Below are 17,157 nucleotides of genomic sequence, written 5' to 3'. Positions count from 1 at the left end.
TTGGCGCGAATCTTCATTAGCCATTCAAGCGCTGATAACTTCGCCGCGGTGGCGATTCGCGATTTTCTTGTCGCCGAGGGTTGGGACGATTTATTCCTCGATCTCGATCCCAAGCGCGGCATCGTCGCCGGCGAGCGCTGGGAGCGCGCCCTTAATCAAGCCGCTTACCGCTGCGAAGCGGTACTGTTCCTGGTTTCAAGTGCCTGGCTGGTATCGCGTTGGTGCCTGAGAGAATTCAACCTGGCACTCAGACTTAATAAGCGTCTGATGGGTGTGCTGATAGAGGATATTCCGATCCCCGACCTGCCAGCCGACCTAACGGCGAACTGGCAGGTAGTACGCCTGGCCAGCGGCAGGGATCATGCGATGTTTCGCTCGGTCCTGCCAGACGGCCGCGAAGAACACGTCACCTTTTCGAAGACAGGCCTAGTATCACTGCGGACGGGGTTGGCTAAAGCGGGGCTCGACGCGCGCTTTTTCCCTTGGCCGCCCGAGAGCGATCCCGACCGGCCGCCTTGGCGTGGCATGAGGCCGTTGGAGGCGGAAGACGCCGGCATCTTTTTTGGTCGCGAGGCCCCTATTATTGAGGCTCTTGACCGACTTCGCGGCCTTGCGGACGGAGCACCGCCGCGCTTCCTCGCGATCCTCGGCGCGTCAGGAGCAGGAAAATCATCGTTCCTTCGCGCAGGTGTGCTGCCGAGGTTGGCCCGGGATGACCGCAATTTCTCGCCGCTGCCGGTGCTACGACCAGAGCGAGCAGCGATCACCGGTGAAAACGGCCTGATCGCGGCTATCGAAGGCGCCTTCCGTCGAGCCGGATTAAAACTGAGCCGTGCCAGGGCAAAGTCAGCGATATTCGGCGGGCCGAAAACGTTCGCATCGCTGCTTAGCGAGTTGGCCGAGGCATTGCGCGAGCCAATGCTTGAGGACGTGCCGCGGCCGCCGGCTCCCGCGATCGTGATTGCCATTGACCAAGGCGAGGAGCTCTTCCTCGCAGAGGGGCGTGCTGAAGCCGATGCACTTCTGCTGCTGCTCGCCTCAGTTGTCGCGTGGTCCGAACCGCGTGTGATATTGCTTGTGACCATACGTTCCGACTCCTACGAGCGCCTGCAAACTGCTGCCGCCTTGGATGGGCTGCGCCAGTCAACGCTGTCGCTGCCGCCGATGGCCCAGGGGACCTATCAGATGCTAATCGAAGGACCCGCGGTTAGGCTGATAGACACCAGGAGAGCGCTGAAGATCGAGCCGGCTTTGACTGCCGCGCTGCTTTCGGACATCGGGGCGGGCGGTGGTAAGGATGCACTGCCGCTAGTTGCCTTCACGATGGAGAGACTCTATCTGGAATATGGTGGTGACGGCGACCTCACACTCGCCGACTATCACGCGATTGGTGGCATTCGCGGCTCCATCGAGGCCGCGGCAGAGCGAGCTCTTAGGAGATCGGACGAAGATCAGGCCGTGCCGCGAGAGCACGCCGCCAAACTCGCGCTACTCCGACGGGCACTCATTCCCTGGCTCGCCGGCGTTGACCCCGATACGGGGTCGCCGCGGCGCCGAGTAGCACGGTTGTCGGAACTACCTGAGGAGGCGCGGCCGCTTGTCGGTTACCTGGTGGCGGAGCGCTTACTGTCGACGGAGCGAGCCTTCACCTCTCTTGTCGATGGCGAAGGTGTCCCGACGCTGATCCCTCAAGGTGATGCGACGGTCGAGGTTGTTCATGAGGCGCTGCTGCGGCAGTGGGGACTGCTACAAGGTTGGCTGGAGGACGATTTTGCCGCACTCGTCGCCCTTGAAGGCGTCGCGCGGGCCGCGCGTGACTGGCATGCCAACGCGCGCAAAGGGGAGTGGCTAGTCCATCAGACCGGGCGGTTAGAGGATGCCGACCGCTTCGCGCACGAGGAGCGGTTCTCAGGATTCGCCAGCACCTTGGTGGAGGATTATCTCGTTGCGGCGCGCAGTGCAGAAAAGGTACGGCGCGACAGGGATCTGGAAGAGGCGCGGCAATTGGCGCAGGCGCAGAGGCTCGCGGCCGAACACCAGAAGAAGGTGGCAAACAGAACCTTGGCTGGCGCCTTGGCCGCCAGTCTGCTTGCTGTTATTGCTATCGGCGCCCTAGCCTTTGCACGTAGCCAGGCTCAAAAAGCCACGCTGCAGGCGCAGATCGCGACGGACGAGCGCGACAGGGCTGTTGCTGAGCGGGATCGCGCAGAGTTCGCCGAGCGGCGAGCGGCCGACCGTAACCTTGAACGGAGCATCGGTATCTCCGGCGCGGCGACCGAGAAGGTAATGAAACTCGCTCCGGAGGGGATGCTTGACGATGCGGAGCTGAGTCAAGCGCTGGCAGCAGTAATTGTTAGCGCTGTCGCCGCTATCGAGGCTGACGGAGAGGTCACTGGCCAGATCGCATCGCAGCTTGCCGCGATCGCAGACGCTAATCATGCTTCATCTGGAACGTCGAGGGGACGCACTCGGCTGATTGTGGGAGATCTGGACTTTGCCGCGTCTTTGCACGTTAGCGACACTGGGACCGCTTTGGTCACTTCAAACCCGTTGACCGAAAGCTCTGTCTCGGCCCAGATCACGGGTGGGTCAGTCTCGCTTGGCATCGATCGGAAGAACAAGATGATTCTGCTAATCCGGCCCAACCGCTTGGAACGGTGGACGGTTACGAACGGTCAGCTTACGATGCTCGGAGAAATTGATATTGGCGGGTCCGCCTTCAAGCCGAGTGCGGATAGCAAGGTGCTTGGATCGTCTGGCCACGTCTTCGTGCTGTCGGCTGGAGAGGTGTGGCACATTAGCGGGGAGTCGCTCAAGAGAGTGGCGACCGGAGACGGAATCACGATAACCGACATCGCCTCTGACGAACAGGGTGGCATCGTTGCTACAACGGAGGACGGGAGGATCCTTCGTGGCAGTGGAAGACTTGAAGTCGTTTCGGATCAGTCGGGCATCGCCCGCCAGGTTGGCGAACGGCCGCGCATCCGTTATAATCCATATCTTGATATTGCGTCCCTTTCGACCGATGAAGAGTGGCGGGACCTGTGGCTTACCTTCAATGTGTCATATCCGCCTACCGACCTCAACGCATGCGAGGGTACGCGCTCGGACGGGCGCGGCCGATATTGCGCCGGGGTAGACGAATGGCTGCCAACGCCTTCGGCATACACTCCGTGGATTGGTATCGTTGCCAAGGGCTCGGCGACACCAGTGCTCCGCGGCGCCGGCTGGCCTGTCGATCTCCTGATTGCATGCCACCGCCTTCGGCGGCTGAATGACGGCACGATCTTTGAGGTAGGAGATGCTTTGAGGCGGTGCGGCATCCTCGAACCGGCAATCCAAGATAGCATCTCGGCCGGCCCCTCGAGCGACGAAGCAAAGGCCTTAGTCGCCGATTTGCTTGCTAGCGCGAGCGCAAGTAACGACATCGACTCCGCGCCCGGCTTCTCTCCGTTCATATCGAAACTACCCGACGGTACGAGCCCTGAAGCGCGTCTCGGCCACGAACGCGAATTTGGCCTAGACGGAAGGCCGGCGAACGCGGCTGAAGCACAGGGCGCCTATGAGTCCGCCGTGGCAAAAGGCGACGCATTCGCAATGTACCGGTTAGCCGTGGCAATCGAGGATACCGATGCCGAGCGCGCGGTATCTCTGTATCGACGCGCGACCGAGCTTGGCTCGGGATACGCACTCAACGCCTATGCAGTCTTCCTTAAGGACAGATCGCTGGCGACCCCACAGGAGGTCGCCGACCATTACCGAAAGGCAATGAAGCTGGGCGACTATCTTCGCGCGCCGCGCAACCTTGCTTTGTTGCTCGCGAAGCATCCCGAATTGCAACGGGACGAGAACGAAACCGAGGAAAACCTCTACCGCATGGCTGCGACAAGCGGTAATCCGTTCGCAGCAGTTAGCCTAGCTAATCTCCTCGATACGAACCAGGCAAAGCCCGCCTCTGCCAGTGAAGCGACTGCCCTGTGGGACTTCGCATCGGCCTACTTACCCGAGGCGGCGATGGTCGTGGCCCAACGGCTTGAGCAGGAGGAACTCAGCGGTGACACTTCCGCCGATAGCATGCCGAAGCCGGGCGAAAAGCGTCAGGCGAGCCAGCAACTAATGCGCATGGCTGCACGCGGTGGATGGGCTGAGGCGTTCGATCGCTTGGCTGAACGAGCGCTTCTCGGGGAGGACACGCTGCCGAAGCTAATGCAGCATTCCTTTCATTACGCGCGCAGCAACTCGGCATACAAACTGCGGCAATCCGTATAGCACACATCCTGGAACGTCGGGGTGCGCCGGCGCGAGCCGTGCAGCGCTGGGCGGCGCTGGCTGGGCAGGCGGAGCGCCCGCCCATCGGCCACGCGTCTGCAGACGCGGGGCCGAAAGACGAACTGCGCCGACGCCTGCTCGCCAGCCAGCCCGTTCAGGAAGTGTCGATACATCGAATACGGGACAAGCAGGGAAGGATTACGCAAGCTGTCGCGACGGGTACGCAAATCGAGGTGGAATATGATCGCATGGGCAGGGTCGTACACGCCCAGTTCCGGCCGACGGATGGAAGATCCGTCCATTACTCTGTCATCCGAAATGAACATGACGGTTTGGCGCGTCTCTTCGGCGACGGTGAGACGCTCTCCACGGTAGTATACGACAGGGAGCGCTTTCCCTCGAGCGTTGCCAGCAAAGCCGGTACGCTCACTTTAGAAGTACTCGAGGATGAGCGTATTAGCAGGCGTATCTTGGTTACGATCGGCCGGGACAAATTCGAATTCAGACTTTCCGGCGGCCCGACGAGTGTGGACCTGAATCCCTTAAATCCCACCGAAGGCGATGGCGAGACTCGCCGCCGGGCAGCGGGAGCATTGAGGGTTCTACGGGAAAGTCTAGAGCCGCTGGCCTCCGAGCCACTCTTCGACGGAATCCTGCTGCAGCCCGAGGCGACGACGTTCGTTGATGCCCTACTCAAGGCTTTGGCGACATGACGCTTATATTCAACGCAATCTCGGTCGCCGCGCGGGCTTTGTTGATCGCCATGGCGCTAGTTCTCGCTATGGTCCGCCCCGGGAATGCCTTAGTGGATCTGAAGAATGCGAATTATTCCAACACATGGATTGACTTGCCGGAAAAGCTGGGTGTCTCGATCCTGCGCACCTACAACAGCCGTTCTCTCTTCGCCGGTATATTCGGATTTGGTTGGTGCTCGGACTTCGAGACCTCGATCTATTTCAGTGACAACGGCTCCTATAAGCTGTCATTCTGCGGAGACGGTCAAACCCTCGAATTCGAACGACCACAGCGGCGCGAAGGCTCGGGCCGGGCGCTGAGCTCCGACGACGGGAGCACCCTAGAGATTTCCGACGAGCAATTCCTATACCGAAGTGCCGACGGGCAGAAAACTCTCCACTTTGATCGAATGGGACATCTTTCAGCGATCGAAACGTCGGGGTTTGGAACGGTGGAGATCATCCGCCTCTACGGCAGGGTGACCGAAGTTGTCGATTGGGAGGGCCGCCGGTATCGTTTTTTGATCGGGTCAGCGGGCAAGGTGCTCCGCATTCAAACTCCCGAGAGCCTAGTAATCGAGTACCAATACAATCAATTTGGAGATCTTGTTGCCGTCAAAAACGGCTGGGGGAACGTGTACAGATTTCACTACGATGAGCTACACAATCTCGTCCGCGCATCATGGCCCGACAAAACCTTTATTGCTATCGATTATGATAAGGAGAGGGACTGGGTCACCGGATTCACGGATCGCGACGTGTGCAAGGAGGCATACGCATACAAGCAAGGCTTGAGCCCGCGGGGGACCGAAGTCTATTGGGTCTATATCACAAAACACTGCAAAGAAGAACTGATCGTCGAAGGTCTCTACGAGTTTGTATACACGAGAGAACCGTTGTCAGGGCCGGGGCGATTGTGGAAAGTAAGGGTGAGCAGCGGTCTTCCGGGGCCGAATGGAGTTGATTTCACCGAGACCGTACACCCGGAAACGGGTCCGCCAATAATAACGCGCGAGAAGCGAGACAGTCTGCATACTCCGCTTTTGAGGCCGCAGTGATCGCCGTCGGCGCCTCCGCCGGCAGTGCCTCCGGCGTGTTCCCGTTCTGTGCTCAAATGATCGCATAATGTATCAACGGACACTGCAGTCATCCCAAAGTGAAAACCGACCGCACGGATGTCTGCGGCCTCTCCCCGTGCTCGGCAGCACAGCATCGAAGCCGGCCGGCATGCCGTTGCCGAATGCCAGCTCCCGGACGTCAATTGTGAGGACTTCAAGCACGGGCCGTGCCGCGGTCATCAGTACGAAGCTCGTCACGCGCCCTGGCGGACAGTCCGCGGTGGCTGGATAGACCAAAGCCAGGCGATTACAGCGGTAGCGTAACCGGCCGGTTGCTACCGCGGAGATTTTGCTTTGATGCTGGCGATGAGTTCTTCGTCGTCGACAAAGCTGTTGAGGAAGTCGTTCCATTCCTGAGTTGAGCGGCGAGCATGGGAGAGCATCTGTTCCAACTCCTCCACGCCGTCGTCTGTCAGGGCGGTGATGGATTCGTCCTCACCGTTATAGACGCTGATGATACTGCCGTAGGTCAGGTTATCATCGTTGCTGACGATCGCCTGGAGAAGCTCTGGATCCTCGCCAAGAATTTCGGCAACATATTTGATGGTGCGGACATAAGTGACTGTTGCCATCAGGCCGCCTCGGCGCAGATGACGGCAACAGGTGACCAATTCCAGGGGAGCAGTTCGTCGAGCCGATTTATCTTATGATCGTGGATACGGTCGAGCACATCGGCCAGATAGGTCTGCGGATCGAGGCCATTCATCTTGGCCGTTTCGATGATCGTCATGGCACGCGCCAGTGTCTCCGCACCGGCGTCTGCGCCGGCAAAGAGCCAATTTTTCCTTCCAATTCCAACCGGGCGCAGGGCCCGCTCAGCAGCATTATTGTCGATCGCGACACGGCCGTCCTCCAGGAACAGGCAGAATGATGGCCACCGGCTCAGGCCATAGCGGAAAGCTCGCGCCAGATCACCCTTGCCCGGAATGCGGGTCAACTGCGCCTCGGCCCAGACGCGCAAGGCTTCGACTTTTGCCTTGCTGTGCTTTTGACGCGCGGCGAGGCGGATATCGGCAGGCTGACCCGCAATCTCACGTTCGATGTCGTAAAGCGCGCCGATACGGTCGAGAGCCTCGCGTGCGATCTCGGATTTATTCGAGGTCCAGATATCGTGGAAGTCGCGTCGCCAGTGTGCCCAGCAGGCTGCCTCACGGAAGCGGGATGTCCCATCCCCTCCAGGGTCATACAGCTTGCCGTAGCCTTTGTAGCCATCAGCCTGAAGGATGCCGCTTGTCTGTTTGAGGTGACGGTGGACGTGCTCTTCCTTCCAGTCGGGGGCGAAGTAATAGACCGCACCCGGTGGAGCCACACCCGCCCAGGGACGTTGATCGCGGACATAGGCCCAGATCCTGCCTTTCTTCACGCCTTTGCCCAACCCCTTATCCCGCAGCGAACGATCGAGCACCCGGATCGGGGTGTCGTCGGCATGGAGAAGGTCGCTGCCCATGATCGCCGCCTCGATCCGCTCGATCAAAGGCTGAAGCACCCGCATGGCGCGACCGCACCAATCGACCAGCGTGCTGTCGGGAATGTCGGCGCCCAGGCGGGCGAAGATCTCGTTCAGGCGATAGAGGGGCAGATGGTCGTCGAACTTCGAGACCAGGATGTAAGCCAGAAGCCCGGCACCTGCCATGCTGCCCGGTATCGGGCGGCTTGGCGCCGGCAACTGCACCATCTTCTCGCAGCAACGGCAGGACTTCTTCAATCGCGCGACCTCGATGACCTTCATCTGCGCTGCGATCATGTCGAGGATTTCGCTCGCGTCTTCACCCACCAGGCGCAGTTCTCCCCGCAATCGGGGCAGACTCTGCCGGGATCGATTTCCCTGCGCTCGCGCACGGCCTTTTCTGATACGCGTGGACGCCTGCGGATCACCTTCTCCCTGGAAGGATCCGTGGACACCTCCGGGACGATCTCATCGTCCTCGTCTATTGGTTTGGTGCTGTTCTCCGACGCTGCGATCAACAAATCCTCCAGCGCCAGTTCCAATTGCTGGATTTCGCGCTCGATCTTCTCGGAGGATTTGCCGAAGGCCTGTTTCCTTAGCCTGGCGATGCGCAGCCGCAGGTCCTGGATCAATTTGTCGTGCGCCAGCAACGTCGCCGACATCTTCGCATTTTCCGCCTGCAAGGCAGTGATAATCGCCTTCAGGAAGGCGGGATCATCGGGAAGATTTTGGGTCGCGTTCGACATGAGCCTGACTATCAAAAATCAGGACGAATTGCCATAAAAACAATAAGATTCAGAGAGATAAAAATCAGCCGACACGTGCCGGTGGTGCGCCCCAGTTTGGACGCCGCCAATCGATCCCTTCCCATAACATCGCCATCTGCGCCGACGTCAGCCGGGCTGTCCCGTCGGCGGCCGAAGGCCATGGGAAACGTCCCTTTTGCAGAATTTTGTAATACAGGCAGAAGCCCTGCCCATCAAAATATAGGAGCTTCAAACGATCACCACGTCTGCCTCGAAAGGCGAAGACCGCGCCCCCGGTCGGCTTCTGGCGCAACACGTCCTGCGCCAGCGCAGCCAGGCCCTCTATTCCTTTGCGCATGTCCGTAACCCCGCAAGCCAGGTACACTCGCACGCCAGTCCCTGGTCCGATCATGCCGCTTCCACCGCCCGGATAAGCCGCGTCAGGACGCTGGCGGTCACGCCGCTGTCGAAGCAAAGGCTGCGACCGCGGGGCAATCGCAACTCGATCATCCCAGATCGGTGCTGTTGATCGCCATATTGCTCGGTCTGCACGGCACTCATGTCGACGGGAATAAACACCGCATTGGTGGATGGCGACAACAATCCCTTCTTCTTCAGCTCGCTGCGCCAGGTGTAAATCTGCTGCCGCGTCACGTGGTGCCGATGAGCCACCTCCGTCACCGTGGCTCCAGAAACCCCAACCGACATGACGATCTCGCGCTTTTGTTCGTCGCGCCATCGGCGCCGCCGTTCCTGCCCAAGAATTTCCACGCGCATCGTAACCCTCGCCTAAGACACGTCCCTAACGACGTCGTTAAATACGTGTCTTAGGCCATCAAGGCCCAATCCGGCAGGCGGTCACAATCGGGCGGTTACGCGGTAGCGGTCGGCATAGGCGTTCATTTGATAGGCATCGGCGCTTGCGACGCCGGAGTTTGGCTTGTCTTTCTCTAGGCGCTTCCATTTTGCATCGAGGATCGCTTCGACGCCGTCGCCGTGCGTGATTGAGATGTCCGGTCGAAGTTGAAATCCGGACGTAGCGAGGTTTGTTTGAGGGCCCTGAAGCGCGACGGACAACTTGCGTCCTGTTCGCGTCTGGCATTCCTGTCGAATGCGGCGCCCGAGGACCGTTTCGAAAAGCCGCTCCATGTTGAAAAGCAGCGCGGAGCCGGGTGCGTCGCCGGTCCGGACATCCGGGAACAGTCCGGTGAGCAGCTGAGAGGCATTGCGGAAAGCGGCTTGCCAGTGCCTGATCGTGCGGTCGAGCGGGAGCGCATCTAAGTCGCGGGCGCCGATGCGAACATCCGCCACGTCTTCGAAGCGGTGCAGGAACGACGTCACGACTGCGCGCGTCCTCGCGCTCAAAGCCAGCCCGCGAAGCATCCGCAGGACCGCCTTCAGCGCGCGATTGTAGGCATTGTCGATGCTCCGCTCGTCGAAGCGGCATAGCAGTCGGGAGCGATCTAAGGCGTTCGTTCGAAGATGGTCCGTCAGTTGCAGGCGGCCGCGGATTGCGTTCAGGTTCTCCGTCTTCTCGGAATAACGTGTAATGGCCCCGCTGCGCAGTGCGTCCTTCACCTGATTACAGAAGTCCTCGATGAAGATGTCGAGGAGATGGCTGCTCTGTTGCCCAAGAGCGGCCTGGCCCACCCGCTTTGCCCCCAATTCACCGGCCCGCTCAAGCATGGCGACGAGCAGGCTGCGCATGTCTTCTGATGCCTGGGGATCACGCTCGACCTTCGGAAGCAGCTCGAGCGCAATCTGCGGCGTCTGGATGACTCCGCAGAACGGTCCGAAGCGCAGAGTCCGGTGCCCCCAACTAAGCGCGCCGTTTGGCAGGCGATCTGCGATGCGGCCGATGCTCTCGGCCTCGGCCTCTGTCAAATCGCTGCCCAAACCGATACGTGCGGTGTCACGCTCGCGGAAGGTCAGCGCCTTCATTCCGGAGGCTCGTAGATTTTGCGGATCGCGTCGGCCGTGATGTCGTCCTCGCGAACGATTTCGAATGTCTCGCCGTCGCCTACCTCGTTTCCGTCGGCAAGGGGGAAGAGCCGCTGGACGCTTTGCGTATGCGCCCGTACCAGCTGGAATTCCTCGCCCACAGTCTGGTCGGCCAGGACGAGCCGGATCTGTCGCCAGTCGTCGTAGAAGGCCTCCTGCAGGAAGGGCAGGATTTCGCGTGCGAAGACTTTGCGAAGATCGCCAAACGACTTGACGTTGAAGAAGTAGCTGTGTCCCAATGTTTGATCCCGATGCAGCAGCCGCGAGAGGCGCGTATTCATGGCCGCAAGCAACTGTCGCAGGTCGATCGTGTCGCCGGCGTCATCATCCACCGTTTCCAGAAGCTCGGGTTTAGGTGTGAGCTCCTCGAACCGAAAGCGGCGGCGCAGCGCGCTGTCGAGGAGCGCGATCGAGCGATCCGCAGTGTTCATCGTGCCGATTACGTCGACATTCGCTGGCACGCCAAAACGTTCGCCCGAGTAGGGCAACGTCACTTCCAGGCCCTTGCAGCCGGGTAACCGCTTCCCCGACGTGTCGGTGTGGATCCGCTTGTCGACCTCCACCAAAGATATCAGCTCCCCGAAGATCTTAGCTATGTTCCCCCGGTTGATTTCGTCGATGAAGAGGGCAAAGCGCTTGTGGGGCGACTGGCGTGCTCGATGGCAGAGCCGCTTCAGCACCCCGGGCCGGACCTCGTAGGTGATGCTGCCGTTCTTGGTCACCGGCCGGATACCCTCGACGAAGTCCTCGTAGGCGTAGCTCTGGTGGAAGGTAATGAATTCGGAACGGTCCTCGGCCCCATCGCGGTAGTTCGGCACATAGTCGTTCATCAGCCGGTAGGTTTTTCCGGTTCCTGGCGGGCCGTAGAGGATCAGGTTCAGGGGCGATCCGGTCGAGCGTGTCGCCTTGGTAGCAGCTGTTTCATCATCGGGCGCGGATGGTCCGACAAGGGGGGGTAGCTCCTTCCACAGCCTCTCGAGTGTCCGCGACGGCTTGCTCTTGATCTCGATCCCCGATGATTGAGGGTTCCACTCCTGACCGGCTTCCCGGCGCTCCAGCTCTTCAAGCTTCACGATCTGGTCGACCGAGGCGTCCCGAACGGCGTCGAAAGCAACGTCGATGAAGCGCGTCGTTTCGCCCGCTTCTGCGCGGGCCGCTTCCCAGTGCGGGGCTTCATATGGCGCACGGGTGACCTTGCCGACGGCGACGATGCCCTTTGGCGGCTCTCCAGTGCGCACCAGGAAGACGCGGTCGCCCTCGCGCGCCTTGGTCGATGCGCAGCGCCAGCGGTTCTCGGCCTTTTCGCCAGTGATCGTGGCGGCCCTGTCTTCGGCGAGGGTGTCCCATGTCCACCTGGAAGGGTTCCAGCTCAGGAGCCAATTTTTCGTCAGGGCCTTCCATTGGGCGGAAAACTCTTCCTGGTAAAAGTCGATGTCGACGCCTTGCTCCTGCTCAAGCCGAAGGCGCAGGTTGAGCAAGGCGCGGTCGATCTTTGTGGTGCTCCACTTCCGGATTTCCTTCTCCGGCGCGTCGCCGAACCCGGCAAGGATCATGCGCTTGTCGCCTTCAGAGCTTATCCGCTCGAAATTGTCGGGAAACAGGAGGTGGGGCAGGATGTGTATCAACTGCCGGTTCCGCGCCTCGGATAGGCCGCTCAGCCAGTCGGAAAACGCCCATGGCTCACGGAGGATGTCGTGGCGCTCGGCGTTCTCACGGCGCTTAAAGTCGCGCAACGCGCCGATCAGAAAAACAAGCTCGCTCCAACGGTGTGTATTATAGGCTGTCCCGGCCGAGCCGATGCCCGCGAGAACCTTGTCGTCGAGAAACGGATGGTGTTCGGCCAGGTCGTCGCCCGACCAAGACCAGACCTCGCGCACGTTTTCGCGCTTTCTGGCGGCGCCGACATTCGACGGGAAAAGCAGCAGCAACCACAGGCTCTCAGCCATCAACTGTCGGCACTGGGGCGAGCCGGACGATAGCTGCACCTCCAGCTTGGAAAGGAAATCGCCTTCGCCCGCATCGATATTCTGGACGAAGCGCTCGTCGAGCTCGTCGAGCAGGGCGACCGTCCACAGGGCCTCATCTGATAGCACCGAACCATCCGCCAAGAGGCACCCGTCTCGCCACGCCGCAGCGGCATCGTAAATCGAACCTGTATCTCTGGTAGGGTTAAATCTCGACACGCGCGCCGCCTCCCTGGTAACCCGACATTGTTCTTGAAACTCACTGGCTGGGTTGTATCGATTTGCAAATCCGCTAACAAGAGGTTGAGTAGAGAAGCAGCACGGGACCGGTCATATCGGCAGACGGGGTGATCTTCGAGACTGCGGTGTCAATTTCCCACTCTCGAGGGTAGAGATATCGAGGGCTCTGGGGCCATTCAATTCAGCCACATGGCCCAAGCGACGCCTTATGATCCCTCTGGCGCTGCCTCCTCGTTCGCTGGCGTGCGCCCCTATGTGCGGGTATGTCCAAGATGCCAGAATCACCCCGGTCGCTCGGCCTAGTTCATCTGGCGCAATAGACGAATGGCACCTAGAGAGATAGGAATCCGTCAGGGTTCCCGACCGAAAATTTTGCTACGCACGGTAACGGATCTCGCAGGATATTGCGTCCGCCATAGGTGCCGGGCGACCGGGTATGGGGTGCTGCATGACAGTTAAGCTCGAGCAACGACCTACTGTCGTTGCTCATGGCCGCCTAGCAATGCGCGAGCTGCGGCTCAACAGCGCCCGGGCGCTGTCACGCCTCCAGGTCATAACCTTCGACCAACTAGTGGCGCGACTCGCCGGAGGCCTGTCGCGGCCTGCCGACGACGACAGCCTGCGCGGCGGCCTGCCGACGACCTTGCCTGAGGCGGAGCTCGGGGAGCTTGGCGGCATCAAAGACTTGCCGCGTATAGTGGGCGCGGCGGCCGACACTTTGCGCAAGGCTTGGCGCGCCGGCTCGGTTCTCCACCGCACCAAGGCAAAGGCGTTTACCCAGTTCACCACGCCAGTAGCTCGAATTGGAAGGGACATGAGAGTTGTAACTTGGAATTTGAACAATAGAAGGGATAACCAGAAGGCGTGGGATCAGCTTATTGCGCTTGATCCCGACCTTGCGCTGATCTCAGAAGCTAACTTTGTCCCGGAGGATATCCCTGGTTTCAGCTTCTATTGCGAGCCTGCCATGGGGCATAAGCGAAGCCCGCGCAATTTCAGAACATGCATATTGACCAAGGGGGAAATTGGACCTCCGATTGAGCTTGCTGCACGGCAGACATGGGTGAACGAGGGTCTTACGACCTTTCCGGGGAACTTCGTCGCGCGGAAGGTTTCGTTCAAGGCTTGGGGGGACGTCAATGTCGTTAGCGTCCATATGCCGAGTTGGTACTTTCCATACAAAGAGTTCACGTCGGAAGATGTGACGGAAGTGATGTTGCCCGGCTACGATAAAATCAGCATGTCGGAGTTGCTTTGGGCGGCCTTGAAGGAGACGATGCCATGTCTCGGAGGAGATTGGATCGTCGGTGGGGACTTCAACACGAGCGAATTTATCGGCAGCACAAAACGTCAGAATGGCGCCAATTGCGAAGTAATCGAACGAATGAAGCGCCTCGGATTTGTGGAGGCGATCCGCCATATGTGTGGCGGGCCGGTGCCATCGTGGAAATCGAGTCAGCGGACGGCCATTCTCAAGCATCAATTAGATCATCTCTACCTCTCCGGTACTTTTCGCAATCACCTCAAATCCGCTCACGTTGGGGATCCAAAATGCTATTTTCCAATGGGTCTCAGCGATCACCTTCCCTTAATAGCCGAGATTGAGTTCCCGGAATGACTGCCTCTCATGGGGCGTCGCCTGTGGCTCCCCAAGAACCGGGCTTACCGGCATGTATCAACCAGACGATGCTAGGTATAAGAGGACAAGGATGAGAGAATGAATCATGGCACGGTCTAGACGAAAGACTCCGATCACTGGCGTGACGACGGCCGAGAGCGACAAAAATTTTAAGGTCAAGGCGCACCGGCGCGAGCGCGCCGCTCTGCGAGCGCTCGATATTAGCTCTCAGGAGCCACAATCCAGCAAGGTGTTTGGGAACCCGTGGCGCGGAGACAAGGACGGCAAGCAGCGGTTCGACGCGGCTATGTGTCCCCAGTTGATGCGCAAGTAATGATGGGCGCCCCGAAAGACCGGAAAGATCAGGATGGAGCATTCCGAGTTTCACATTGGCCTCGACTTCTGGTGTGGCAAGGGCAGATGGCGATGTACCGATGTAGGCACGCGAACAGTTGTCGCCATTCGCCTCGACCAGTTTAAAACGACAGCCGTCGACGCCGGTAAAGCGATCCTCGAATCGCTCACCTATGAGCAAGCAAATGCGGCAGGCTGGTTTATCGGCCCTCCTTATGCAGTAGCTGAGTTGGTGTTTGACGAAAACGATCTCAAATCCTGCTCGCTTGAGAGTGATGAGCGGTGAAGGTTAGTCTCGAAGATGCTTCGCCACAGCGAAAACTGATGTTCGCCCCGCCTCGGGTCTTTGGCTCGAATCTCAATTATGGCTCGGAGACTGGCAGGCGGCTAGTCGCTGTGTCGCGTGCGCAAGCGCCGATCGTCTCGATCGGTGGCATGTCGCCGTTCGCGAGGGCTACCGGAGCGGCTTGATCGCGCCATTTTGGCGCATTCAGAGCCAGAGCCCGACTTACGATTATTAGGGATGGCTGATGTTAACGTCAGCCTGTGCTATAGTTGTTCTGATGGGCCGGTGCGACCAGAATGGGAATTTCGATGCCTTTCAGGCGCCCTTCAATGAGATGAGAGAGAGCTCTCCACTCTCTGAATCATTTGCAACTCGGTACCCAGGCGGCTCACTTTCCGGAGGAGCACATGGCGAAACTCAACGTTGATCAGTATGTGGCTGCGGTGGCTGCGCGACTTGCCCATCTGACACAGACATACGCCATCGTTTTTTTCGCCAGTATCGCGACTATGTTCGCGATACTGGCTTACGCATCATCAGCGGGAATAGCCGCCAGGATCGCGCTCGCGACGATCGTCATCGCAAACACGGTTTACGGAGTGCTGGCAGCCAAGTCCGCCTTGGACGATCTAAAGGCAATGCTGAACGACGCGGTCGACGACTTCGCGGATAGCATCTTCGGCGCTCACCTAAAACAGATACCGATGGCACTGTTCACTGGAGTAAGCGTCGTCCTCGTCATTGCAATGGGGGTCACGCAGCTGTGGGCAATCATTTCGGCCTAAGGCGGGCTTCATCTCGAACTGCGGACCTGCGGTCGCTGATGGCGCGCGGCAGGCTTTTGACAGGGAGACGGCAGCTAAAGGCCGTCCGAAATGAGGCCTTCGGGCCATTGCTTCGCGGATAGTTCCGATGCGTCTGCTTGAAGTCCTCAGCTACGGAACCGAACGATATCCGAGGAAGGTAGCCAGACGACTTCGCGTCCTTACTATTACGTGTTGGAGCACGGCTCTGGTGTGGTTTGGATTCGGGGCCTTCTATCTGCCAGACTCCAAGATGCAAACAGTCGCCCTCATTGATCTTGGGATGGCAGTTCTCCTGTTGTGTGTTCCTCTGCTGCATCGAATTGGGCCAAAAGCCGCTGCTATCGCCTTTGTTTCCGTGAGTTACCCAGGCATTTTTGTCGTTTGCTTCCTGGTCGGGACCGATAGTGGCATGCAAATGGAGTATTTGGCATTTGCTGCAGGCGCGGTGTTAATTCTGGGTGTGGAACCCCTTGCACCTCCACTCATCGTCGGCATTCTCTCCTTGGCGTTAATCCTGGCTCTGGAGATCTTTGCTCCCCAAAATGGCGGACTGCTGGACGAGACAGCAATGCTAGGCGGATTCATTGCGGTTGTGACCGCCACGACGGCGGTCATGTTCGCCGTTGTGTTCTATGCGGTTCGCGAGGCGGCTCGCTCCGAGACAGTCGCGGAGGTCGAGTATGCGCGATCCGAGTCGTTGTTGGCGAACGTCTTGCCTAAGGCGGTTGCAGATCGGCTGAGGTCCAGTGCCGCACAGATCATCGCCGACAAGCACGAGCACGCTTCGATTCTTTTCGCCGACATGGCAGGGTTCACCGCGGAGGCCAGCCAGACTTCGCCCGTCAAACTCGTTGGATTCCTCAACGACGTTTTCACAGCCTTTGATCAGCTCGTTGAGCGCCATGGTCTAGAGAAAATCAAAACCTCGGGCGACAACTACATGGTTGTCAGCGGCGTGCCCGTGGCTCGATCGGATCACGCCGCTGCCCTGGTTCGTCTTGGGATCGAAATGCTCGATGCTGCTGGCCGATTGCATGACCCGCATGAACGCGCCGTGTCGATTCGCATCGGCATTTCCAGCGGCCCGGTTGTTGCGGGCGTCGTCGGAGTGAAGAAGTTCTTCTATGATGTCTGGGGCGATGCGGTGAATGTCGCATCGCGAATGGAGACTACGGGCTTGCCGGGCCGGATCCAGGTTTCTCCTGAGACCTACGAGCAGGCGAGCGACCAATTCGATTTTGAATGCCGGGGGCCTGTCGATGTGAAGGGAAAGGGCAAGATGGTGACATGGCTTTTGGTCGGCCCGAAGATCGGGACTACTCGTTCGGAGGGTTAGCTGATTTTGCAAGAGAGATAACTGGGTGGGCCGATGAAACCAAGGGAGTGACCGCTGGCGGGTCGTGGGATCCATCTTCAAGGTCAACGCGCACTTATACCATTGCGGGGGCAAGGGGCCGTTCTTCACGAACGCCATGCACGGCTTGTTTCGAGAATGTTCACGGTATGGGCCAAGAAGATCGCATAATGTATCGACGGGAACCCGTCGGGATATGCAAGTCGCTGAGGGCCGAAAC

12 protein-coding genes and 1 pseudogene are annotated in these 17,157 nt (G+C 59.3%); 7 read left to right on the top strand and 6 right to left on the bottom strand.

Annotated features, from left to right (window positions below; genetic code table 11):
• The 3 genes from N0Q91_RS20610 to N0Q91_RS20600 are packed head-to-tail and all read left to right on the top strand — an operon-like array spanning position 1 to position 6,061.
• Complete coding sequence (locus tag N0Q91_RS20610; protein WP_275598548.1) at positions 1-4,269, top strand: nSTAND1 domain-containing NTPase; 4,269 nt, start codon at positions 1-3, stop codon at positions 4,267-4,269.
• Positions 4,270-4,307: 38 nt separating this feature from the next.
• The gene (locus N0Q91_RS20605; RefSeq protein WP_275598547.1) at positions 4,308-4,982 is read left to right on the top strand and encodes a hypothetical protein; all 675 of its coding nucleotides are present in this window, start codon (positions 4,308-4,310) and stop codon (positions 4,980-4,982) included.
• A complete protein-coding gene (locus N0Q91_RS20600; RefSeq protein ID WP_275598546.1) occupies positions 4,979-6,061 on the top strand; it encodes a DUF6531 domain-containing protein in 1,083 nt (360 codons plus the stop codon). Before N0Q91_RS20605 ends, N0Q91_RS20600 begins: the two co-directional genes overlap by 4 nt.
• A 335-nt stretch (positions 6,062-6,396) precedes the next feature.
• Here the strand turns inward: N0Q91_RS20600 and N0Q91_RS20595 are convergent, their stop codons facing one another.
• The 6 genes and pseudogenes from N0Q91_RS20595 to N0Q91_RS20570 form a co-directional block, all read right to left on the bottom strand.
• On the bottom strand, positions 6,397-6,693 hold the full coding sequence (locus tag N0Q91_RS20595) for a hypothetical protein (protein ID WP_275598545.1): 297 nt from the start codon (positions 6,691-6,693) through the stop codon (positions 6,397-6,399).
• Positions 6,693-8,314 (bottom strand): annotated as a pseudogene (gene tnpC, locus N0Q91_RS20590) (IS66 family transposase). The gene N0Q91_RS20595 and the pseudogene tnpC overlap by 1 nt, the downstream one beginning before the upstream one ends.
• A 64-nt stretch (positions 8,315-8,378) precedes the next feature.
• Positions 8,379-8,726, bottom strand: a complete 348-nt coding sequence (gene tnpB / locus N0Q91_RS20585; protein ID WP_014332410.1) for an IS66 family insertion sequence element accessory protein TnpB — start codon at positions 8,724-8,726, stop codon at positions 8,379-8,381.
• Positions 8,723-9,091, bottom strand: a complete 369-nt coding sequence (gene tnpA / locus N0Q91_RS20580; RefSeq protein ID WP_275598544.1) for an IS66-like element accessory protein TnpA — start codon at positions 9,089-9,091, stop codon at positions 8,723-8,725. The genes tnpB and tnpA overlap by 4 nt, the downstream gene beginning before the upstream one ends.
• A gap of 81 nt (positions 9,092-9,172) precedes the next feature.
• Positions 9,173-10,255 carry an McrC family protein gene (locus N0Q91_RS20575; protein WP_275598543.1) on the bottom strand — a complete coding sequence of 361 codons (1,083 nt, stop codon included), beginning with the start codon at positions 10,253-10,255 and terminating at the stop codon, positions 9,173-9,175.
• On the bottom strand, positions 10,252-12,408 hold the full coding sequence (locus N0Q91_RS20570) for an McrB family protein (RefSeq protein WP_275598542.1): 2,157 nt from the start codon (positions 12,406-12,408) through the stop codon (positions 10,252-10,254). The genes N0Q91_RS20575 and N0Q91_RS20570 overlap by 4 nt, the downstream gene beginning before the upstream one ends.
• Positions 12,409-12,967: 559 nt before the next feature.
• Between N0Q91_RS20570 and N0Q91_RS20565 the strand changes: the two genes are divergently transcribed.
• From N0Q91_RS20565 to N0Q91_RS20550, 4 genes are all read left to right on the top strand, one after another.
• Positions 12,968-14,137 carry an endonuclease/exonuclease/phosphatase family protein gene (locus N0Q91_RS20565; RefSeq protein WP_275598541.1) on the top strand — a complete coding sequence of 390 codons (1,170 nt, stop codon included), beginning with the start codon at positions 12,968-12,970 and terminating at the stop codon, positions 14,135-14,137.
• A 367-nt stretch (positions 14,138-14,504) separates the two neighbouring features.
• Complete coding sequence (locus N0Q91_RS20560; protein ID WP_275598540.1) at positions 14,505-14,777, top strand: hypothetical protein; 273 nt, start codon at positions 14,505-14,507, stop codon at positions 14,775-14,777.
• Positions 14,778-15,184: 407 nt separating this feature from the next.
• Positions 15,185-15,562: a hypothetical protein gene (locus N0Q91_RS20555; RefSeq protein ID WP_275598539.1), complete on the top strand. Its 378-nt coding sequence runs from the start codon at positions 15,185-15,187 to the stop codon at positions 15,560-15,562.
• Positions 15,563-15,689: 127 nt separating this feature from the next.
• Positions 15,690-16,919, top strand: coding sequence for an adenylate/guanylate cyclase domain-containing protein (locus N0Q91_RS20550; RefSeq protein WP_345774919.1), 1,230 nt, complete (start codon positions 15,690-15,692; stop codon positions 16,917-16,919).
• Positions 16,920-17,157 lie beyond the last annotated feature (238 nt).

This window comes from Sinorhizobium prairiense, from assembly GCF_029201645.2.
GTDB classification, from domain to species: domain Bacteria; phylum Pseudomonadota; class Alphaproteobacteria; order Rhizobiales; family Rhizobiaceae; genus Sinorhizobium; species Sinorhizobium meliloti_A.
The sequence above is the reverse complement of the archived record's forward strand: the minus strand, read 5'-3'. Positions and strand labels throughout refer to the sequence as shown.